This window comes from Hominilimicola sp. (genome assembly GCF_046972485.1).
Taxonomy (GTDB): domain Bacteria; phylum Bacillota; class Clostridia; order UBA1381; family UBA1381; genus Hominilimicola; species Hominilimicola fabiformis.
The window spans coordinates 1-19,105 of record NZ_JBKVWU010000033.1 but is presented as its reverse complement, the minus strand read 5'-3'; the positions used below and the strand labels follow the sequence as shown (position 1 = coordinate 19,105).

The following is a 19,105-nucleotide window of genomic DNA, read 5'->3' as shown; positions in this document are numbered from 1 at the left end:
TTTTTCCGTTATCGGTTTTTCCGTTATCGGTTTTTCCGTTATCGGTTTTTCCGTTGACGGTTTTTCCGTCGATGGTTTTTCCGTTGACGGTTTTTCCGTTGACGGTGAAAATCTGTAAGAAGTAAATTTAATCTTTAAAAATGTAAAATTTAACAGTCTAACCCCCTTGCCTAAACTTGCGTGCATATGCGTAAGGTTATGGCTACGGTCTATGGCATAGTATAGTTAGACAATTTTAGTACCCCCTACACCCTTTGTATGTAATAAATATTTTTAATTTTTTTCTTGATAAGCCTTGCTATATGGGGCATAGTCTGATTATTTTTTTATGCCTTTGTATGCGTTGTAAGGTAATCGGTGGCAGAGTGTAAGCCGTTCGTGATAGAATAAAAAAAAGACTTTGATGTCTATTATACATAATGTGCTATTGTGTATAATGCGAACGGTCTAATCCCTACAAATATATGCACAAGAAAAAAGGCTTTTCATTATACGTTAGACATTTATGTATAGTCGCTTTTAAAAAAGGGTATTCCGCCGCTGGAAAAAGTCTTTAATATTATTACACATAACCCTGTATTGTGTGTAATACATTCGATTTAGTTCCTACAAGTATATGCACAAGAAAAAAGTTGGTTTCATTACACGTCAGTCACTTATGTGTAATAGATATAAAAAATAAGTGTTTTTGTTTCTTTAAATTCCTCTTAATTCCTTTTGATTTTTCCCCTAAAATTTCCCCCTAAAAACTTGGGAAATAATAAAAATAGTATAATGTAATAAATTGTATATGATGTGAAAGTGTAGTATTTAAGCCGTTTTATAAGCTGGTATAATATAACAAAACAAGAGCCTTATAACTCATAACCCGAAGGTCGCTGGTTCAAGTCCAGTCTCCGCAACCATACCGAGTGTCCTTATTGGACTTGAACCAATAAGGACATTCTTTTTTTGTGTTCATACGGCAAGCGCAGCATACTGAACATTTACGCCCTGACGTGTATGTACTGATACGTTATTTTCAGGTAATTTACTTAAATCAGGTATTTCAATAGCTCCGATACAGTTATAATGAATTTTAAGCCGCTGTACCTTTTTACCGTCTATTTTTTCAGCCTGATATACTTCTATCTTGTCAATCAATTCGTTTAACATTCTCGGTGTCAGTTTCCTTGCCCTTGTATATTTACGAACAGAAGATAAAAACATATCGCTTGTAACAGCTCTATTCTGTTCATTATCAAGCTCCGCTTGAAGTTCATTGATTTTTACTTCATTTTCTTTTTGTTCTGTTTCATATTTTACAGACAATTTTGAAAATCTGTCGTCGCTTATGCGTCCAAGAGTGTTATCCTCATAAATTTTTTCAAAAAGTAAGTCAAGCTCTTTATCACGCGCAAGCAAGGAGTTAAGTTCCTTTTGTTTGGAGCGTCGTTCCTGCTCTGCCGTTTTAATCGAATTTCCCATAACAATTTTAGCAAATTCATTTTCATATAGAGTGGCAAATTTCATTAAGCGTTTGATTTCACCGAGTACAACCTGCTCTAAAAAATCAGTACGGATATAATGTGTTGAGGTACATATTTTTCTGCTGCCCCTGTTATATCCCATACAATTAAAATAGGTTATATCGTGATTAGCCTGATTGAAATGATAACCGAGTTTGCTTCCGCAGTCCGCGCATACCAGCAATCCCGAAAACATATTCTTATCTTCGCCTGTTACTGGCTTTTTGCGTGTTCGTCTGCTTCGGCGTTCCTGTATCTTTTCCCAAACGGTACGGTCTATAATTGGTTCGTGAATATCTTTAAATATCGCCCAATTCTCTTTGTCATTCTCATAACGCTTTTTATTTTTGTATGACTTAGAATAGGTTTTAAAGTTTATCACATCACCGCAATACTCCTGTTTGGAAAGTATATTGATAATTGTTGAGTGGTGCCATTTATAAGGATATTCCTGAGAGCTTTTCAAGCCCGGACGGCTTATCCCTTTACTATACCAATAGTTTACAGGAGTAAGGATTTTTTCTTCCTCCAGCCTGCAAGCGATTTGGTCTGTACCTAAACCGCCAAGCGCCATATCATAAATATGTTTGACTACCTTTGCGGCTTCTTCATCAACAATCCAATTCTTTCCGTCAGGATTTCTGATATATCCATACGGGGGAAGTCCGAGCGGTTCGCCCGCATTACCCTTTATCTTGTTACTGATACGGCGTTTTTTTGAAATATCGCGCGCATACCATTCATTAAAAAGATTTTTTATTGGCGCAAGCTCATTTTCGCCCTCTTGTGTATCTATATTATCAGAAACAGCAACAAGCCGTATATCATATTCAGGGAAAAATTCTTCCGTAAGTCTGCCGACCTCAATATAATTACGTCCCAATCTTGAAAGGTCTTTTACAAAGACGGCTGAAATTTTATTGTTTTCTATCGCTTCAATCATAGCTTTATATCCGGGACGTTCCATTGTAACGCCCGAAATACCGTCGTCGCAAAATATCAATAAATTTGTATAGCCTTTTTCCTTTGCAATTTTGGTTAGTAATTTCTTTTGGTTGCCTATACTGTAACTATCGCCCTCTAAGTTATCATCACGGCTTAAACGAACATATAAAGCCGCTGTCATTTCTTTTTGTTTGTTATTTGACCGCTTCATTATTTCCTCCTTTCAGACAGTCAAATAAACAGTATTACATTTATATTATACCGCGCTTTTAACCGTCTGTCAGCCTGTTTTAAAAATTTTATTCGCTTGATGTCATAAGCCGTAATAAAACAGAGCCTAATGTTTCGAAAGATTTCTCTTTGAATATCGGTTGTACAACAAATGAGGTTCCATTGACTTGATATGTAATTTCAGCGTCAAGGGATTTTTTATTACAAATATTTTTGTGTTCTAAGTTTTGAGTAGTGTCATTCATAAATAGTGAACCTCCATAAATATTTTATGTTAAATCCACCTACCGAGAGTAATAACCCAATCACTCAAACAATCATCAAACTACTGATAGCTAATCAGTATCACGGGAATTTCACCCCTGCACGGTTCTCGTCCAGCCACCCAATGCAGTGACGCGTTCAAGGCGGGAGTATCATTATACTTTTCGTCAATCGTGGCCGTATCGGTTGCAAGCCGATAGTTATTGACGGTCTTATCGCTAAAATGTAAAACGTCCGTACTCGGCATACTGTTTGTATGGTAGAAGCTGTTACATTCATTACGGCGAGCCGCCGGCTCCTGCTCGGAAAGAAAGTATTTGATGATTGGATTATTCAGTTGTCAAAGAACAAAGGGGATTTTAGCCCATATAAGCGCATTAGAGATATAATGCGTTTATATCGGATAAATCGTGTACTTTACGGAGTGCTTAAAGCACCCCGCATTATTTTAAGACAAGATTTTAAACTTTTTTATAATACTATAAATTAGTTTACTTTCAAGTCTTGAACGCATATCATCATCTACATACATATATTCATTATTATTTTCATCACGGGCAACTCTCGTAGACAAACGAATTATGTAATTTCTATAATGAGCAAGTATGTAATCAATGGCTTCTATGTCTTCATTTATTGCTTTTTCGATTATTGAAAAAGGAATGTCTGATAAAGTTTTTTTCACTTAATGCCCTCCGTACTGATAATTGCCTTTAATCGTTTTAATGCGCGTATGCGCGCCCGAAAAACAATCCAATAGCTTAAATCAAGCTGTTTTGCTATTTCTATATCAGGCATATTTGCAAAGTATGATAGTAAAACAATATCTCTTAAATCACAAGGAAGTTTGTTTATAGCTTCTGCCAACATATTGTTAGATACTATGATACGAATATCACATACATTGAAAACATTATCGGTTACAAAATAGCAATCAAATGTATATAATTCTGCCTGTTCCTTGTCACTTAGGAAACTAAAATCCATTTCCAAATCTGCATAGTGTTTATATTCAGCTCTTATATTGTTTGCTTCATTTTTTAGGACGCTGCAACAAAAGGAACAAAATTGTTTTGATATGCGCTGCTTGTCCTGTTCTGAAAATTCTCTCATAGTTTTAACTCCTAACACCGAAAACTGATTTTTTATCCCTCATATGGGGAACAAATAATTAGATAAATTTCTGCTTGTTTTCAGAAAAAACATTTAATAAAAATTCTCTGTATTTTAGCAAAAAGTTTGTAAGAAAAATCAAGCATATCGGGCGGAGGTCTTATAAAAAAACATATCATTTTATTTATCGAAACAAAAAGATATAATTCATACACTTTTGATATAATAAAACAAAAAAACGATTTATAATATTGAATGAACGATTTTTCGTAAAGATACCCAAAAAAATTTTGATATATATTTAGCATTGCCGTATAAAAAGAAAAAAGCATAATACTATCTGTCATAAATACACATAATATTACGCTTTCTATATTATTTAGTCTTAAACGGTCATTTTTCGCATTAGAAACTAAAAAAGCCGAACCTATCAAACAAATTTTTTTGACAAGTCCGACTTTTTATTAGTCCCTATAATCCTATAATAGCGCATAAATTTTTGACAATCCACACATTGTGGCTGTACGCTGTTCACTCCTTATTACAAAAACATTATAAAAGTAACCATATTGTACCATATTATATTGATTTTGTAAATAAGTTATTCTGTATAAGAAAAATATTGAGGTTTTATCCTCAAAGTATTTTAAAGTCCAGAAACAAAATTACTTATAGTGTATGTATCTCTATCTTTATGAACTAATATATAACAAGCTCCTTTGTTATTCCCATTATTATTACTTGCGTTAGGAGTAAACTCCACATTATCGAAAGTGCAATTAAAAATCAATGTATCAGTAGACCAATCTGAACTTTCTTCTATATACTCAATTCCCGATAATGTGGCTGATTTCATACCATATACACCATTAGAAATATCATATTGAGAAAATGGCTCGCTAAGAACTTTTTTCATTTCAGTATAATTATTTTCTGCAAAATCATCAAAAAATGTTTTAATTACATCTTGAGCTTTCATAACTTCTTGATAGGAAAATGGTTGGCAGATTTCAACGGTTTTTGTTTCGTCATTCCAATCCACACGTTTTCCAAAGGCCTGTGAAATAGCTCTAATAGGGACATATGTTGTACCCTCATATATGAATGGTTCAACAATATTTCCGTCCGTATCTTTCGGAATGCACTCTTGTCCGAAAACTGATATTTTAATGTTATTATACGCAATCTCTATTGTGTCATTTATCTGTTTTGCATATATTGTGCCCGTCGATATAACTATACCAATTATTAAACCTAAAATTACCTTTTTCATAAAAACCTCTCTTTCTTTACTTATAACTTATCATAAAATTAAAAATTCTTTATAATATAGAATGAATATCCGCCATTGATATTAGCCTGAGTAAATGGTTGGTCTTTACAATTTGTTGTGTGCGCTGTATATGCAAGTGTTACAGTGTCATTAAGAGTTACCAATACAATATGTCCTTGTCCCGCCGTAGTATAAGCGAAATTTCCAGCATTAGTTTCCCAAGCGTCCTCTTTTGTTGCATATCCATACTGCAACATATTATTTTTTAAAGACGCTGCGTTTATCCACGCAACAGAGTCAGGGCTCCAGCCACCGTGAATAGGCACTCCACCAGCATATACGCACTGAGAAACAAAGTTTGCACAATCACCGCCCTTACCTACATAATTATTATATGCCGGATTATAATTACTTGTGTACGGGCCCCACCATTTCCGAGCATAATCACGGGCTGCTATTCTGTTATAATTACTCCAATTATCAACATTTTTCATAGGTTCAACTGTTGAGCTGATTTCCTCTATGGTTGCTGTTAATTCTTCTGCGCCTGATTGGTACATTGTTTCATATGTTGGAAGTAAGTATTCATCTGTGCTGACTATATTACCCAAGCTATCTATACAATTAAGCTGTATATTATCTTTTGTAATTGCTGTCTGCGGATTTATTGAAACATAAAAATCCATACTTATTTCTGTTTCTTCGCCGATATACTCATTTACTGCGTCTACTCTGTCGCTTATTACTTTTAAAACGCGTTCTGCATTTAATACTGTTGCATTTTCATTTAATACAGATGAAACATCTGTACTTTTTTGAATATCCGCATATGATGATATGCCCGCCGCATTCAAATAACCCTGAATATATGGTAATTCTTCAACGTCAGAAGCCTTTAACTTCTGTCTAATAGTAGCGGTTGTTTCAAACGAAACTTTATTATCGGATTCATATTTTATATCACCGTCATTAAATGATACGTCTGATATAGTATAATATTCTTCACCGCGTTCTACAATATAATCATATATTGCGTCCTTTGCTGTGTCGATAAAAAGCTGTTCGTCAATCGTTGTATTATTCTCGGCAAATGTCGGAATACTCATAGCTGAAACTGACATAATAGCAGCTAAAGCTATTGTTATTAAATTTTTGATTTTCATAGTAAAACATTCCTTTCTCTTAACTTATCTTGTTATTATTGTTCATATGCAGCGTCATAAAAAATGTTTATAGTATCTCTGTCGCTTGTAGCGGTACAGCTTGCATTATCTCTGTCGTATGTCAGTAAATAATTTGTGGTAGATGAATTATTACCTGCGAAGCTGTACGCTGTACCTTTCCATAAAGATTGCTTATAAATTTTATTTTCACTCCAGATTACATTTTTTAAATATGCGCCGCATTTTATATCGCCTGCCGTCTGCGTTCCCGTACTATCGTAAATATCGGGAACTAATGACGTACCTGTCATAAGACAGATGTTAGGCGCTGATGTGTTAAATCTGTAATCGTCCACATATCCCTCTTGCGCTACTCCCGTTATTACATTCTGCACCTGACAATATACCGTTCCGTCGCCGTATGTATAGTATAAATATATATCATGCTTCGGTCTGTATTCGCCGTTTACTAATGTTGACTGCACAATGGGGGAACTGTAAAAGGTTTTCATTCCGGCTGATGATGTGGTATTGCTGTTATTATTGTTTCGGCTTGCTATCAGATACCAGCCACCGTTATTTGCAGGCGCACCTATCAAGCCTATGTCACAAGCAATCGCACCTGATGAATGATTACTGTTAGAGGACATATAGATATATGCGTTTGTAGGTGTATCGCTGTCAAATTTCAATTTTGCCTGAGAAAGCAGAACTTTTGAGGACATTGACTTGTAGCCGTCATAGCTTATTGACTTTTTATAAACATATGCGCCTGTATTACCCTCTAACGCCCACACTTCCGGCGCTCTTATCGCTGATGAATAAGAATGAGAATACGGCTGAGGCTCGCTTCTGCCGCTTGTATTGCTGCCGTAAACGCCGTCTGCTCTTACGGAATGGGAATATAAAGCATAAGAAGTCCAATCCTTAACCTCTGCGGCTGTTGTTGCCGTTCCGTAGAAATTGCCGAATTGAAACAAATAAAATTTACTTGTATTGTATGGCTCGTACTTAAATACCACCGTTCCGTCATTAGACTGCGCCACATACCAATTTGTTTTTCTGTTCTTTGACAGGTATTGAATAGCATAGAACGGTTCATTTGCTGTCAAATTATCCTGTTTTATACCGTTAGCGTTATAAACATAAAACTTTGTTGATGATGTGGTTGTCGATTGGCGGCTGCCTGCGTCCGTGTACGGAACAGGATTATATTCTGCGCCCTGACTGTCCGCTAAGACAATATCCATAGGAGGCTCAACATTTTTGTTGTATTCCTGTTTTGCGTCATTTACACCGTCGGGGATATTGTCGTCAACAATAATTGAACCCGAACGGCTAAGGCTGTTTTTCATAACTCTGTCGCGTTGGATTTCAGATTGAAAAGTGGGTATGCCTGTTTCTGAAAAATCAATCTGCAATGCCGAATATTCGTCTTTGGTTTTGTTATGGAACAGTAAAACAACAAGGTTTCCATTTTCATAGTCAACATTATTAAAAGTCATTGTCAAAACATTGTTATTATCAAATGACATATCGGCATTGTCAAAATTGACAATGCTGAATTCGTCGTTGTCGTTCCACTCCGAATTGATTTCTGACGCTGCTATTTCCGTTTTCCACGCATTGCTTGACGGAATGGCAATACTGAGTGGCGTATTGTCATTTAGATAGTCTAATGGTTCATATATTCCATTACGCTGTTCAGCAAGAACTATGGTAGAGTTTAACAATATAAATATCAATGAATAAATAATAAGTATTTTTGTTGCTTTCATCAAAATCAAATAATCTCACACTCTCTAAAATTTAGAGAACATATATTTAATTAAAATGGAGTATGCTCTTTACAAGCATACTCCATAAACTGTTGTATTATTTTGAAATAGTATATGCGTAATATGAGGCATTACCTGCGGTGTAGTATGTGCTTACTCTAAAGTAATAATCCCCGTCACTTCCTGTACCATCAAGTGTACCCTCGCTGCTCTTAGGGACATCTTCAGCTACTGCCAAGCAAACATTTTTTGAATTGTATAATGCTACATTGTATTTAGGACCGCCTTCCCATATTGAAAGTCCAAATTTTACAATGCTATTGCCGTCAGCAGAGAAAGAGTTTGTCTTATTTCCTACTCCTGTTTGGATATTAGGAATATAAACTCTTCCGCTCGCATTAGCTAATGCGATTTCCGGCTCTTCTTTTTCTGCAAAATCAAGCGATATATTAGGGTCATAAATCGTGATTTTTATTCCGTCTTCGGTACGATAGGTTACTGGGTTATCCGCTGATGCAGCTTTTGTGTCCACTTCAGAACGCATAGGAATGTTTGCCGCAAATGCCGAAATGCTCATAGCCGATACTGCCATAATAGCAGCCAAACCCATTGTAATAATCTTTCTCAATTTCATAATAAATCGTCCTTTCTTGTCATAACGCCAATTCGCCTGCTTTCATAAAACAAGCTCTTATACATCACTTGACAAATCAAAGGAATTTGTATATACTGAGGTAATAAGAGAGGTACTCTATTTATCTTTAATCAGGCTTGCGTGCGTAGATTTAAGATTGAGGGTATCTCTTGTTTTATGTCTAACATAAAATCAGCATTATATTTGTTTTTTTTGTTTTTGAAACTTTGCATTATCCATACAGAAAATCCATAAGACCGTCCTATGCCGATACGCGTATCATTTTGCCGGCTTGATATATGCTTTTCTGCAACATCAAAATATCGGGTTTGCCCCTATGTGATAAGCTCACTAAACTAACATTGAGAAATAGCATTTATCGCGCATATTCAGATTTTACAAACTGTCCGTATCAGACAATGCACCGTTTCGTATGTACTCAATCCCTGTTTATAAATCATAAACAATTTACCATATATCCCATAGTATTGAATACTATATTGTGATTGGTTGTGAGGGGATATATAATAAGCTGTTTTGCTTATATCTGCATTATACGGCAGGAAAATTTTGATGTCAATAGCTTTTGCCTAAGCGGTCGTATATTTGCCCCAGCGGTTAAAATTTGACAAAAAATTACCCTTATCCTTTTTTGGATAAGGGTAATTCTTAATTGTGTTTTCGTACAGTTAAATACATTTTACCGGCTATAACAAACACAGCAACACTTATAATACTAAGCGATATGATTTTAGATAATATAAGCTGACGAAAGACTATGGCTGTTACACTCCAGCATACCGCACTTATGATTATTAAAATTCTCGCCGTTATTCCGAATATCCGCTGTTCTTTTTCGTCAAGCGGCTTGTTCGCCGCTTCAACAGGTGAAAGAATAGAAAGTATTATCAGCGCTGTTAAGGTAAGCAAGCCCCATACGGTCATACTGTACGGAACATACCTTACAACTGCCAATACAACCGGACACATAATGCAAGATGATAAATAACATTTCAGCGATGTTGAGAAATGATACCCTCCGCAATATTTACGCAAGATTTTATATACGAGCCAGAATAAAATACATTCCCATATCATACCCATAGCAAGTCCTATAATTATCATAGTAATATCTGTAATCAATATATTTAAGATAATTTCAAGGGCATATACATATTCGTCATATTGTTCCTGTTTTATGTAGTTATTGAGGATTGCATACATAATTGCTTTCTCTGAAATTTTATGTATCATAGCTTAAAACTTTCTGTACTTTTTTATGCTGTTCGGCGGCGTCGGCTGACCGTTTACAATACAGCAGATTGAGTTTGTGTGAAAAAGAAGAAATGCAGGTACAATAACAGGCAATGCCTTGATTGCAAATGACGCTCCTTTTTGACACAACTTTTTTACTCTACTTAATAGCATAGTAAATTCCTCCTTCTCTTTTGATGAAATTATTTTAGCAAATAATGTTATTTAAGTCAACCCAAATTGCCTAAGCGGTCGTATATTTGCCTAAGCGGTTAAATTTTGTATTATTATCGTTGTGGAAAATATCTTTTGTTCTTTGTTATATTTCCAATCCAAAGAACCATTATAAGCTGATAATGCTCTGCTGATACTGTTCATTCCTATACCGTGCAGCTTCGCATTATCCTTGTGAGTTTTTAGTCTGCCGTTTATTACAATAGGCTCTATATCTGATGTATTTTCTATCTTTATAACTATAAAATTTTGATTTTCAGTATGTATATTCAAATAAATTTTTTTCTCTGATGAATGGGCGCAGCTTTCCATAGCATTATTTATTAAATTAGAAAATATAGTTACAATATCCATATCGTTAAAAAACGACAGCTCGGCTCGTATGGGATCTATCAAAAATTGTATATTTTGATTTTCACATTCTTCTTTCTTCTTAGATAAAAGCACATTTAAGATTTTATTATCTGAATATTCAATAAATTTAGGCTGAGAAAATTTGCCGCAAATAGATTTTATATATTCCTGAGCGGTTTCATTATCAGCTCCGATTAAAGAGCTTAAAGCACCTATATGTTCTTTGAAATCGTGATTAAGTATTGAGGCTTGCTGATTATTTTCTTTTAACATCATATATTCGTCATAATCAAATTTTTCTTTTAATTGCTGAGCTTCCAACTCTGCTTTCTCTGTTTCCATTATCATCAATTTTTGATTTATTGCAAAAATAATAATATTCATTATTATTAGTATGAAGCACACCAATGACAATAAGTGTGATGTTGTATTGACTTTCATCACAAGCATAATTATAATAACAGTCAAAATAGGAATAGATAAAAGTCCAAGAGAGGTAGCTTGTACATTTTTCTGTTTTTTGCAGAATACGCGGCTTATTATCATTATTCCAATTAAATATAAGAGTTTGCTTGCAAATGTCAATATAAGCGACTGTGAAGATGTCATTGCTATGGTATTGTCAGGTATAATTCTAATATATGGAATAAATATAACTAAAAATTCACACGCCGAAGTTATAGCCGCGAGTAAAATACTTTGAAACAATGCGCTTTTCCAGCTAATGCGATAACATACGCCAAAAATAACAAGGTGTATTACAACAAAAGTTAAAGTATTTACAACTATCTTTCCGCGTGCACATATAAACAAATCAGCAATATAAACTAATGCAATTATTGCATAACAAAGATACTTATTTCTTTTTCTGTAAAATAAAGTGTCAGCATAATAAATAAAAATTATATATTCAAATATTATTGCTAATACCATTCCTAAATCAATCCGCATTATTTTTCTCCAATCCATTTAGCAAAGTTTTTTTGAAAATCCTCTTGCTTACGCCGCGACAAATATATTTCATATTCTGTCTCCCTATATCCGCAATAGATTTTATCTTTGCCATATCTTTTTATATAACTGAAATTTATACAATATCCCCTAAAAGGCTCAAAAAAATTTGTGTAATCTTTTACTTGTTCAAAAACCGTCTGATACGGAATACTTACAATAATTTCACCTTTGGTCGTTATAATATGTGTTTTCTTGTTTTGAACATATATGTAAATAATATTACTGATAAATATTTGTATGTTTTCCGAATTTACCATTACATTGATGAATTGATTATTTTTGTATAGCTCCTGTATAGCTGAGTCAATTCCATAGACCAAGCGGCGCCTGTCTATTGGTTTTGTCCAAAATCTGAACGGTCGCACATTAGACGCATTATCAAAATATGCTTCGTAATTGGTTACAAAAAAGAATAAACAGCTTTTATTTGTTATACTTATTTTTTCAGCTAAACTAATACCGTCCATTTCAGCCATTTCAATGTCTAAAAATATAATATCATAGACAGTGTCGGACTGTAACAACTTTTGCGGTGAACTAAAAATGTCGATTGAGTGTTTTATTTTCTTTTCATTTAAAACATCTTTTATAAGCCTTAACTCATTATTTAAGGCTATTTTATCATCATCACATAAAGCTATACACAGTGTCATTATTTCATCTCACTTTCAATGTAAATTAAAAATATTTTTCAGTAAATTCGTAATATCTTTATGTATATTACAACACAATCACAATAAATAAATTTTATTATAAAAGCTATAAATTGTCAAGATTTTTACACTGTTTTGCTATATTTTCATTAAAGATGTGCAGAAAAACTTATTTTTATTTGTTACCCATATATAAGGGGTTTTTGCTACCAGCAAGCAAAGCCGCCGGGTACCCGAACGGCGATTTTTTGTTTGTCTATGCCTTGCAAAAGTCACAAAAAATATTTTGGGAACAAATCCCAAACCCAGATAAAAAACGGAGGTAAATATATGGAAAAGCGAAAAAGAAATATTCAAATCAAATTCAGAGTAACAGAAGAAGAAAAACAGTTAATTGAGCAGAAAATGGCGCAGCTACCGACACGACAGATAGGCGCGTATTTACGGGAAATGGCGATTGACGGTTTAATTATTTATACTGACACAACCAACATTAAGGAAATGAACAAGGAATTACATTCTATCGGCGTTAATATAAATCAAATTGCAAAGCGCGTAAATGAAACTGGCTCCATTTATGAGGAAGATATAAAGGAAATTCAAGAAAGGTTAAATAAAATATGGCAATTACAACGAACCATACTATTGACACTACCCTAAGAAAAGCCATTGACTATATTTTAAATCCCGATAAGACAGACGCAAAGCTGCTTGTTCACGCATACGCCTGTACTCCTGAAATTGCAGATATTGAATTTGATTGCACAAGAGAACACGCATATAATAAGGGAGAACATCTCGCGCGTCATATCATACAGGCATTTTCGCCGGGTGAAACCACACCCGAACAGGCTCACGAAATCGGAAAGCGTTTCGCTGATGAACTGCTGGGCGGTAAATTTGAATACATTTTGACAACGCATATTGACAAGGGACATATTCATAATCATATAATTTGTAATGACGTCAGTTTTGTTGATTACAAGCATATCCACATCAATGAAAAGTGGTATAACCATTCACGCCGCATAAATGACAGACTATGCAAGGAATACGGATTATCCGTTGTCGAACCAAACGCTGAAAGGAAAAATAAAAATACCAAGTATGAGAATAAACCGACAAGCTGGAGGGCGAAACTGAAAACCGAGATTGACAAGATAATTCCGCAAGTAAAAGATTTTGAGGATTTTTTGCGTCTTATGGAATTACAGGGCTATGAGATAAAACGAGGTCAATATATATCTGTCCGCGCCAAAGGGCAGGAACGGTTTATACGTCTGAAAGCTCAAACGCTGGGCGAAAGATACAGTGTTGAGGGAATTACAAAACGGATTGAAAAATCGCGCAAACGCAAGCCGATTATTCGTGATAACCGTATCAGCCTTATTATTGATATTCAGAATTGCATTAAGGCGCAAGAAAGCAAGGGCTACGAGCATTGGGCTAAAATCAATAATCTTAAACAGGCTTCAAAGACGCTTAATTATTTGACCGAGCATAATATAAACAGCTATTCGGAATTGGAAAGCCGTATTGATGAAACGTGCAAACAGTTTGACGATACCGCCGACAAGTTCAAATCAGTTGAACGGAATTTGAACGACATAAATATTTTACGAAAGCATATAAGCACATATAAGGCGCTCCGTCCTGTATATGATAAATATGTCAAGTCGAATAACAAGGCAAAGTTTGAAAAGGAACACCAACGGGAAATTATTTTATTTAAGGCTTCTCATAAATATTTATCGCAGGAGCAGACCGATAGAAAATTACCGACGCTTGAAAGCGTAAATGTTCAGCGTATGGAATTAGAGGAGCAGCGGCAGAAATTATATACCGATTACAGAAAAGCGAAAAAAGAGGTGTCCGAAATTGATATTGTAAAAGCTAATGTTGACGCTATGCTGCACACTCCGCAAAGGAGCGAACCGACAAGAGAAAATCAGATAGAATAGTCATTCGGCGTTTTATACAGGCTGATGTTAAAACCTTGTGCGCTTTTCCGGCTGGGCGCGGCATATAGTAAGTGATATAATTAGTATAGAGAAAATATATTTTAATTTCAGGAGGTTTTCACTATGAAAAAGAAAATTATTACACTAACACTAATCGCTGCATTATCAGCGACAGCGACAACAGCGTTTGCCGCCCCGATTCCAAGAGAAAGCGCGCCGCTTAATGCGACAGAAGCACAAATCCAAATCACTGAAAATATTGTAGGTGATATTCTTGATGAAGTGCAGACGGGCAAGCTCGGTTACACATTAGCTGCCGGATATGCTAATACAAAAATCCGCAAGGCTGTAATGGCAAATCAGACAGACGGTAACGGTTACGGTATCTTATCGCCAATAGCGCAGAACGCAATCCGCGTTATGAGGGATAAACAGTTAAGACCTGACGCATACGCAAAAGCGGAGGAAGAATTAAAGGTATTGATTGCAGATGTGATTACAGCGGTTCAGAACGGTATGGATATTGACACTGCAACAAAAACGGCTTATGAGAAAATCTATCAATCAGCAGACACGTCATTTAATTATGACGAGCAATTTTCACTTGATACCTGTTATCGAGATATTCCCGCTGTCGGAATGGAAATGTTTACAGTCGCAAGGAAATTGTTATTGGAGGCTGCCGTAAAATGAAAATTGAAGAAATAGATAATTGTGATGATTTAGACGATATAAAGGTTTTCGCAATATTGGTTACTGATGTTCCAAGCAAATATGTAGCCCAAGCAAAGAAAATAGACGGAAAGTATTATAAAGAGGATTGTTTTGGAATAGAGATTTCATATCACGCTGACGAGGACAAATATGTTATATCGTCCGAATATGATAAACAACTGTATTATGTGGATTTTAACGGTAATTGGCATTGGTTGGATTATACTTTTACACAAGCAGAAAAAGACGCAGCAATAGAGTTATGCAAAAAGGATTTACAAAAGGAAGCATAACCAAAGCGGTTATGCTTCCTTTTTCTCTTTGACTATATAATATTCTTTTCTAACAACTCGGTAACTTCTCTTACGCTACGTCCTTGTGAATGTATGGCATTGAGCAAATTTTGGATTTCTTCGTTTGTTGGCTTTTGTACACTATTCTTCGTTTTAGGAGTATGGTCATTTATATATTTTTGAATAAGTAATACTAATTCGTTAATCCCAATTTCACCCAAATTCTTTATTCCCCATATTTGCGGCAAAGTCAAATTTAGTAGTTTTTCTAAATCAATAATATTTTTAAATCGTATAATAGCAGACACGACTCTTGCAGACAAACAAAGTTGTGAGAGCGGAATGTTTTTGTAGATTTCGGATTTTACATTAAAAATTTCTGCTAATGTATAATCAGATGTTTTATATTTATTCGTTAATTCTTTTATGTTTTGTTTATCTTGTTCTGATAATTTTTGATATAGGGTAGATTTTAAATCCATATGTAACAACTCTTTTCATTAAATAAAATTGCATAATAAAAGTGCGTCGCTTCAATAGAGGCAACGCACAAAAAATGCGATACTCTATTGTCTGCGAAAACAATTTTTATACTTTCCAATATACGTTGTAACATATGGCACAAAGTATTAAAAAGAGTACGCATTTTTATCATATGATAAAAATGTTTTTCTTCGTGCCAAAAAAAATTGTATGCAAAAAAAGCTATAAATATAAAAATTGTTTTCGCATTTATAAATATATCATAAATTACTATTATTGTAAATACCTTTTTACATCAAAAAAATAAGACAGGAATAACGGCTAATATAACAGTTATTCCTATCTATATTTAATATAAAATGTCCGCGTTTTCAATCCTATTTTAAGGGTATTTGATATGCTATCATTACTTTATCAATTTTAGGCTTTGAAACACTTGATTTTATGCGGTTTTATTCCCTTAAAATGCGGACATAGACCGCTTATTTCTTTTCCGTTCAGCGTCTTTACGCAATCGTATCTTTCGGCGGCATTTATCACAATATTTTGAATTGCGCCCTGTCGGCGTATATTCATTACCGCAAACCGTACATTTTTTCCTGTTCTTCGGCTTCATCAGCTTTATGTACAATTCCTTATCATTCGGCAAAACCGCTGTTCTGAACCATTTACAATTAAGTGAATATGAAATACTTTGAGGGCAGACGCAAGGCTCGCCGTCATCAAGTAAAATACAATTCCCGTTGTCATAATTACAGCATTGATTTTTTATCAATGCTCGGCTCCGCCGCGCCTGTTCGGGCGTCATTCGTATAATATCACTCATAGCGTTTCCTCACGCGGCTTTTTCTGCGGCTGCGGCTTATCAGTATTGTTTTGTTCCTTTTGCAATCTGTCTAACTTTGCTTTAATTGAGGGCTTGACCTCGACCGCCGTTATTTTTCCGTTAATTCTCATAAACATTTCAGGTTTAGCAAAACGCTCTGAAAACTGCTTTATCTGGTCTTTATCAAGGCTGCCGAAGTTGTCGCCAGATAATCCTGCTAATACAAATGTTCCTGCGATAATATCGTACATATTATCCTCTGCGTCATAAAGCGCACGGTTTAATTCCATTCTCTCATTTTTGCCCTCGTCATTACAAATAAGACCGACAGGCTCCGCAAACGGATATACAACTTCAATTCTGCCGCCAACCTCTTTCTGGAGGGCTTCAAGACCTGTCGAAATTTCCTTTATATAAGGCTCCTGCATAGGCGGCACAATTAGAACGGTCATTTTTTGCGGCTCCGTAGGTACGGTAACGCGATATTCGTCAGGTATGTTTTTACCGTCATACACTTTGTCAAACTCCGTCCAGCCTGTTTCTAAGACAATACCGTCAAGCAAATATCCGCCATGATCGTATGCGTGATGTTTGCCGTATTCTTCATAATTCATATTTCTTTCATCAAGCATATCTCGGTGTGCAATATACTTTCCGTAATCTGCCCAATTAGATATATTGTCAACAATATTATAATACTCCATATTGTATGTAATATTTATTGCGTCCGTTATATTTTTACATTCGCCGGCTTTAAGCGCGGTTTGAAAAACGGTCATTTCAGTATCTTCCAATTCCGATATACGCATAGCAAAATAATTTAGCGCGTCAACGCTTTCATACATAGTTAAACACTTTTTTAAATCATCATTGCCGCAAGCGTAATCATCAAAAAAGTATGTATCAGGGCTTGCGTTTTCAGGTAAGCCTATTTCTGCAAATGTCCGCTTTACCGTTTCCGCGTCTGTCGGGAAAGACAGTTCCGTACCGCTTGTTTCTCTGTTTCCGTTGTCATATTCGGAACGGTTGACGATAAAAGCTGCAAATTTATAGTCATTCATATTTTTTAACACTCCTTTTTTATTTTTTTGTTTTTCGGCTGTCTGTTCAATATTACGGTTGTAATCGGGATAATTGAACGGTTCACCATTAAAGGTTATTTCCCGTATGGGCTCAAATTTTGATAATACACCTTTTTGCAATTCCGCAAATTCCTGATAATCACTTTTTGTAAAAGCTCCGTTTTCTATCATTTCAGATTGAGATAATACCCAGCCAGAACCGCATAGGAAAGAGAACATTTTTTTATTATCGGAAATAAAGGTTAAGGAATTATCCGAATTGTTATAAAACGGCAATGATTTTTTTTCGGAATTATATAGATTGCGTTCACTTTTTCCCAAATAAACATTACCGTCTTTTCCGAGAAAAGCCGTCAGACCTTTATAATTATTTAATGCCGCCGATGTTATATGAACCCCTGTAAATTCGGGAGCTTCTGTATATTCCTTTAATCCTTTGAAATATGCCTTTTGTTGACCGTCATAATTTATGACGATAATATCCCTTAAATCAGGCTGATAAACAGCAGCGCCGGCGGCTTTATTTATCATTAAGCCTACGTCTATTTCCATAGGCGTTTTATACTGTTCAAGCGGTTCGGAACGAACAATCTCATACATATCCTTATTTATATAATTTCCTTTTTCTCTTTCAGACTTTAAGCTATATCCGCATTTTTTGTCATAATCCGATTTCAGATGATAGACAGAATATTGATTTTTTCTAAATTCCGTTTCATAAGCATTAAGGCGGTTCATCAGTGCGTCGCCCTCGTGTCCCAATACGGAAGATATGAGATGTTTAATATAAAATGTGTCGCTTTCTAACATTTTATCCGCAAGTATTTCACGCTGCCTTTGTTCCATAGGAAATTTTGTCCTGTATTTCAAATTATGCGCTCTTAAAAATGCGTCTATTTCAAAAGCAAGTTCAAATACTTCGTCTAATTCGTAATCCTGAGTAGCACCGTCCGGCTCTCTAAAATCTTTTTCATCTGCCATAGGCTAATCCTCCATATCAATATCAGGTTCAAGCTCCAGCTTAGAAAATTCATCATTCGTCATACGCTCCAGCTTGTCAATAACCGTTTCCGTAATTTCCTTTAATTCCGTATCTTCAATGTACGGAACAGAAAAACGGAGCTCTTTTAAAAGCTCCGTCTTATCAGATGTATCATAAATACACATCAAATTTATTTCGTCCTGTGAAAATGTCATAGTAAAATATCCTCCTTTTGTTGTTGTGTTTTTGATTTCATCGGTTCGGATTTACCCTTGTTTTCCGCAAGCTGCTTTTTGATTGATGGCTTTTTCGCTGTCCGTTCTGCAATTATGGCATTGTATAAATC

General features: G+C 35.1%; 20 protein-coding genes. 4 read left to right on the top strand and 16 right to left on the bottom strand.

Features of this window, described 5'->3' with window-relative positions; translation table 11 throughout:
* Positions 1-957: 957 nt before the first annotated feature.
* From ACLTU0_RS05545 to ACLTU0_RS05490, 12 genes are all read right to left on the bottom strand, one after another.
* The gene (locus tag ACLTU0_RS05545) at positions 958-2,664 is read right to left on the bottom strand and encodes a recombinase family protein (RefSeq protein WP_022230692.1); all 1,707 of its coding nucleotides are present in this window, start codon (positions 2,662-2,664) and stop codon (positions 958-960) included.
* Positions 2,665-2,752: 88 nt separating this feature from the next.
* Positions 2,753-2,929, bottom strand: a complete 177-nt coding sequence (locus ACLTU0_RS05540; RefSeq protein ID WP_022230691.1) for a hypothetical protein — start codon at positions 2,927-2,929, stop codon at positions 2,753-2,755.
* A gap of 467 nt (positions 2,930-3,396) precedes the next feature.
* Positions 3,397-3,633 carry a helix-turn-helix domain-containing protein gene (locus ACLTU0_RS05535; RefSeq protein WP_022230690.1) on the bottom strand — a complete coding sequence of 79 codons (237 nt, stop codon included), beginning with the start codon at positions 3,631-3,633 and terminating at the stop codon, positions 3,397-3,399.
* Positions 3,630-4,061, bottom strand: coding sequence for a sigma factor-like helix-turn-helix DNA-binding protein (locus tag ACLTU0_RS05530; protein WP_022230689.1), 432 nt, complete (start codon positions 4,059-4,061; stop codon positions 3,630-3,632). Before ACLTU0_RS05530 ends, ACLTU0_RS05535 begins: the two co-directional genes overlap by 4 nt.
* Positions 4,062-4,707: 646 nt before the next feature.
* Positions 4,708-5,334, bottom strand: a complete 627-nt coding sequence (locus ACLTU0_RS05525; protein ID WP_022230688.1) for a copper amine oxidase N-terminal domain-containing protein — start codon at positions 5,332-5,334, stop codon at positions 4,708-4,710.
* A gap of 38 nt (positions 5,335-5,372) precedes the next feature.
* Positions 5,373-6,497 carry an amidase domain-containing protein gene (locus ACLTU0_RS05520; RefSeq protein ID WP_118446950.1) on the bottom strand — a complete coding sequence of 375 codons (1,125 nt, stop codon included), beginning with the start codon at positions 6,495-6,497 and terminating at the stop codon, positions 5,373-5,375.
* 35 nt (positions 6,498-6,532) lie between these two features.
* Positions 6,533-8,275, bottom strand: a complete 1,743-nt coding sequence (locus ACLTU0_RS05515) for a hypothetical protein (protein ID WP_412321610.1) — start codon at positions 8,273-8,275, stop codon at positions 6,533-6,535.
* A 97-nt stretch (positions 8,276-8,372) separates the two neighbouring features.
* Positions 8,373-8,909 carry a hypothetical protein gene (locus ACLTU0_RS05510; RefSeq protein ID WP_022230686.1) on the bottom strand — a complete coding sequence of 179 codons (537 nt, stop codon included), beginning with the start codon at positions 8,907-8,909 and terminating at the stop codon, positions 8,373-8,375.
* Positions 8,910-9,578: 669 nt separating this feature from the next.
* Positions 9,579-10,163, bottom strand: a complete 585-nt coding sequence (locus ACLTU0_RS05505; RefSeq protein ID WP_118446990.1) for an accessory gene regulator ArgB-like protein — start codon at positions 10,161-10,163, stop codon at positions 9,579-9,581.
* Between the two features lie 3 nt (positions 10,164-10,166).
* A complete protein-coding gene (locus ACLTU0_RS05500; RefSeq protein ID WP_412321609.1) occupies positions 10,167-10,337 on the bottom strand; it encodes a hypothetical protein in 171 nt (56 codons plus the stop codon).
* Positions 10,338-10,427: 90 nt separating this feature from the next.
* Complete coding sequence (locus ACLTU0_RS05495; RefSeq protein WP_178832156.1) at positions 10,428-11,702, bottom strand: GHKL domain-containing protein; 1,275 nt, start codon at positions 11,700-11,702, stop codon at positions 10,428-10,430.
* Positions 11,702-12,418: a LytR/AlgR family response regulator transcription factor gene (locus ACLTU0_RS05490; protein ID WP_022230682.1), complete on the bottom strand. Its 717-nt coding sequence runs from the start codon at positions 12,416-12,418 to the stop codon at positions 11,702-11,704. The genes ACLTU0_RS05495 and ACLTU0_RS05490 overlap by 1 nt, the downstream gene beginning before the upstream one ends.
* 330 nt (positions 12,419-12,748) lie before the next feature.
* On the opposite strand from ACLTU0_RS05490, the gene ACLTU0_RS05485 reads away from it, so the two are divergent.
* The 4 genes from ACLTU0_RS05485 (at position 12,749) to ACLTU0_RS05470 (ending at position 15,386) form a co-directional block, all read left to right on the top strand.
* On the top strand, positions 12,749-13,078 hold the full coding sequence (locus tag ACLTU0_RS05485) for a plasmid mobilization protein (protein ID WP_412321608.1): 330 nt from the start codon (positions 12,749-12,751) through the stop codon (positions 13,076-13,078).
* On the top strand, positions 13,039-14,379 hold the full coding sequence (locus ACLTU0_RS05480) for a relaxase/mobilization nuclease domain-containing protein (protein WP_022230680.1): 1,341 nt from the start codon (positions 13,039-13,041) through the stop codon (positions 14,377-14,379). The genes ACLTU0_RS05485 and ACLTU0_RS05480 overlap by 40 nt, the downstream gene beginning before the upstream one ends.
* A gap of 123 nt (positions 14,380-14,502) precedes the next feature.
* The gene (locus ACLTU0_RS05475) at positions 14,503-15,072 is read left to right on the top strand and encodes a hypothetical protein (protein ID WP_022230679.1); all 570 of its coding nucleotides are present in this window, start codon (positions 14,503-14,505) and stop codon (positions 15,070-15,072) included.
* Positions 15,069-15,386 carry a hypothetical protein gene (locus ACLTU0_RS05470; protein WP_022230678.1) on the top strand — a complete coding sequence of 106 codons (318 nt, stop codon included), beginning with the start codon at positions 15,069-15,071 and terminating at the stop codon, positions 15,384-15,386. Before ACLTU0_RS05475 ends, ACLTU0_RS05470 begins: the two co-directional genes overlap by 4 nt.
* 32 nt (positions 15,387-15,418) lie before the next feature.
* Here the strand turns inward: ACLTU0_RS05470 and ACLTU0_RS05465 are convergent, their stop codons facing one another.
* The 4 genes from ACLTU0_RS05465 to ACLTU0_RS05450 form a co-directional block, all read right to left on the bottom strand.
* On the bottom strand, positions 15,419-15,868 hold the full coding sequence (locus tag ACLTU0_RS05465) for a hypothetical protein (RefSeq protein ID WP_022230677.1): 450 nt from the start codon (positions 15,866-15,868) through the stop codon (positions 15,419-15,421).
* 461 nt (positions 15,869-16,329) lie between these two features.
* Complete coding sequence (locus tag ACLTU0_RS05460) at positions 16,330-16,695, bottom strand: cysteine-rich VLP domain-containing protein (RefSeq protein WP_118445735.1); 366 nt, start codon at positions 16,693-16,695, stop codon at positions 16,330-16,332.
* Positions 16,692-18,758, bottom strand: a complete 2,067-nt coding sequence (locus ACLTU0_RS05455) for a DUF3846 domain-containing protein (RefSeq protein ID WP_412321607.1) — start codon at positions 18,756-18,758, stop codon at positions 16,692-16,694. The genes ACLTU0_RS05460 and ACLTU0_RS05455 overlap by 4 nt, the downstream gene beginning before the upstream one ends.
* A 3-nt stretch (positions 18,759-18,761) precedes the next feature.
* The gene (locus ACLTU0_RS05450) at positions 18,762-18,974 is read right to left on the bottom strand and encodes a transposon-transfer assisting family protein (RefSeq protein WP_022230675.1); all 213 of its coding nucleotides are present in this window, start codon (positions 18,972-18,974) and stop codon (positions 18,762-18,764) included.
* Positions 18,975-19,105 lie beyond the last annotated feature (131 nt).

Excerpts from the sequence above, each read along its gene's own strand:
- ACLTU0_RS05475 (WP_022230679.1), top strand. The coding sequence starts at position 14,503 with ATGAAAAAGAAAATTATTACACTAACACTAATCGCTGCATTATCAGCG.
- ACLTU0_RS05515 (WP_412321610.1), bottom strand. The coding sequence starts at position 8,275 with ATGAAAGCAACAAAAATACTTATTATTTATTCATTGATATTTATATTG.
- ACLTU0_RS05470 (WP_022230678.1), top strand. The coding sequence starts at position 15,069 with ATGAAAATTGAAGAAATAGATAATTGTGATGATTTAGACGATATAAAG.
- ACLTU0_RS05455 (WP_412321607.1), bottom strand. The coding sequence starts at position 18,758 with ATGGCAGATGAAAAAGATTTTAGAGAGCCGGACGGTGCTACTCAGGAT.
- ACLTU0_RS05530 (WP_022230689.1), bottom strand. The coding sequence starts at position 4,061 with ATGAGAGAATTTTCAGAACAGGACAAGCAGCGCATATCAAAACAATTT.
- ACLTU0_RS05510 (WP_022230686.1), bottom strand. The coding sequence starts at position 8,909 with ATGAAATTGAGAAAGATTATTACAATGGGTTTGGCTGCTATTATGGCA.
- ACLTU0_RS05545 (WP_022230692.1), bottom strand. The coding sequence starts at position 2,664 with ATGAAGCGGTCAAATAACAAACAAAAAGAAATGACAGCGGCTTTATAT.
- ACLTU0_RS05490 (WP_022230682.1), bottom strand. The coding sequence starts at position 12,418 with ATGACACTGTGTATAGCTTTATGTGATGATGATAAAATAGCCTTAAAT.
- ACLTU0_RS05495 (WP_178832156.1), bottom strand. The coding sequence starts at position 11,702 with ATGCGGATTGATTTAGGAATGGTATTAGCAATAATATTTGAATATATA.
- ACLTU0_RS05500 (WP_412321609.1), bottom strand. The coding sequence starts at position 10,337 with ATGCTATTAAGTAGAGTAAAAAAGTTGTGTCAAAAAGGAGCGTCATTT.
- ACLTU0_RS05485 (WP_412321608.1), top strand. The coding sequence starts at position 12,749 with ATGGAAAAGCGAAAAAGAAATATTCAAATCAAATTCAGAGTAACAGAA.
- ACLTU0_RS05450 (WP_022230675.1), bottom strand. The coding sequence starts at position 18,974 with ATGACATTTTCACAGGACGAAATAAATTTGATGTGTATTTATGATACA.
- ACLTU0_RS05525 (WP_022230688.1), bottom strand. The coding sequence starts at position 5,334 with ATGAAAAAGGTAATTTTAGGTTTAATAATTGGTATAGTTATATCGACG.
- ACLTU0_RS05460 (WP_118445735.1), bottom strand. The coding sequence starts at position 16,695 with ATGAGTGATATTATACGAATGACGCCCGAACAGGCGCGGCGGAGCCGA.
- ACLTU0_RS05540 (WP_022230691.1), bottom strand. The coding sequence starts at position 2,929 with ATGAATGACACTACTCAAAACTTAGAACACAAAAATATTTGTAATAAA.
- ACLTU0_RS05520 (WP_118446950.1), bottom strand. The coding sequence starts at position 6,497 with ATGAAAATCAAAAATTTAATAACAATAGCTTTAGCTGCTATTATGTCA.
- ACLTU0_RS05465 (WP_022230677.1), bottom strand. The coding sequence starts at position 15,868 with ATGGATTTAAAATCTACCCTATATCAAAAATTATCAGAACAAGATAAA.
- ACLTU0_RS05505 (WP_118446990.1), bottom strand. The coding sequence starts at position 10,163 with ATGATACATAAAATTTCAGAGAAAGCAATTATGTATGCAATCCTCAAT.
- ACLTU0_RS05480 (WP_022230680.1), top strand. The coding sequence starts at position 13,039 with ATGGCAATTACAACGAACCATACTATTGACACTACCCTAAGAAAAGCC.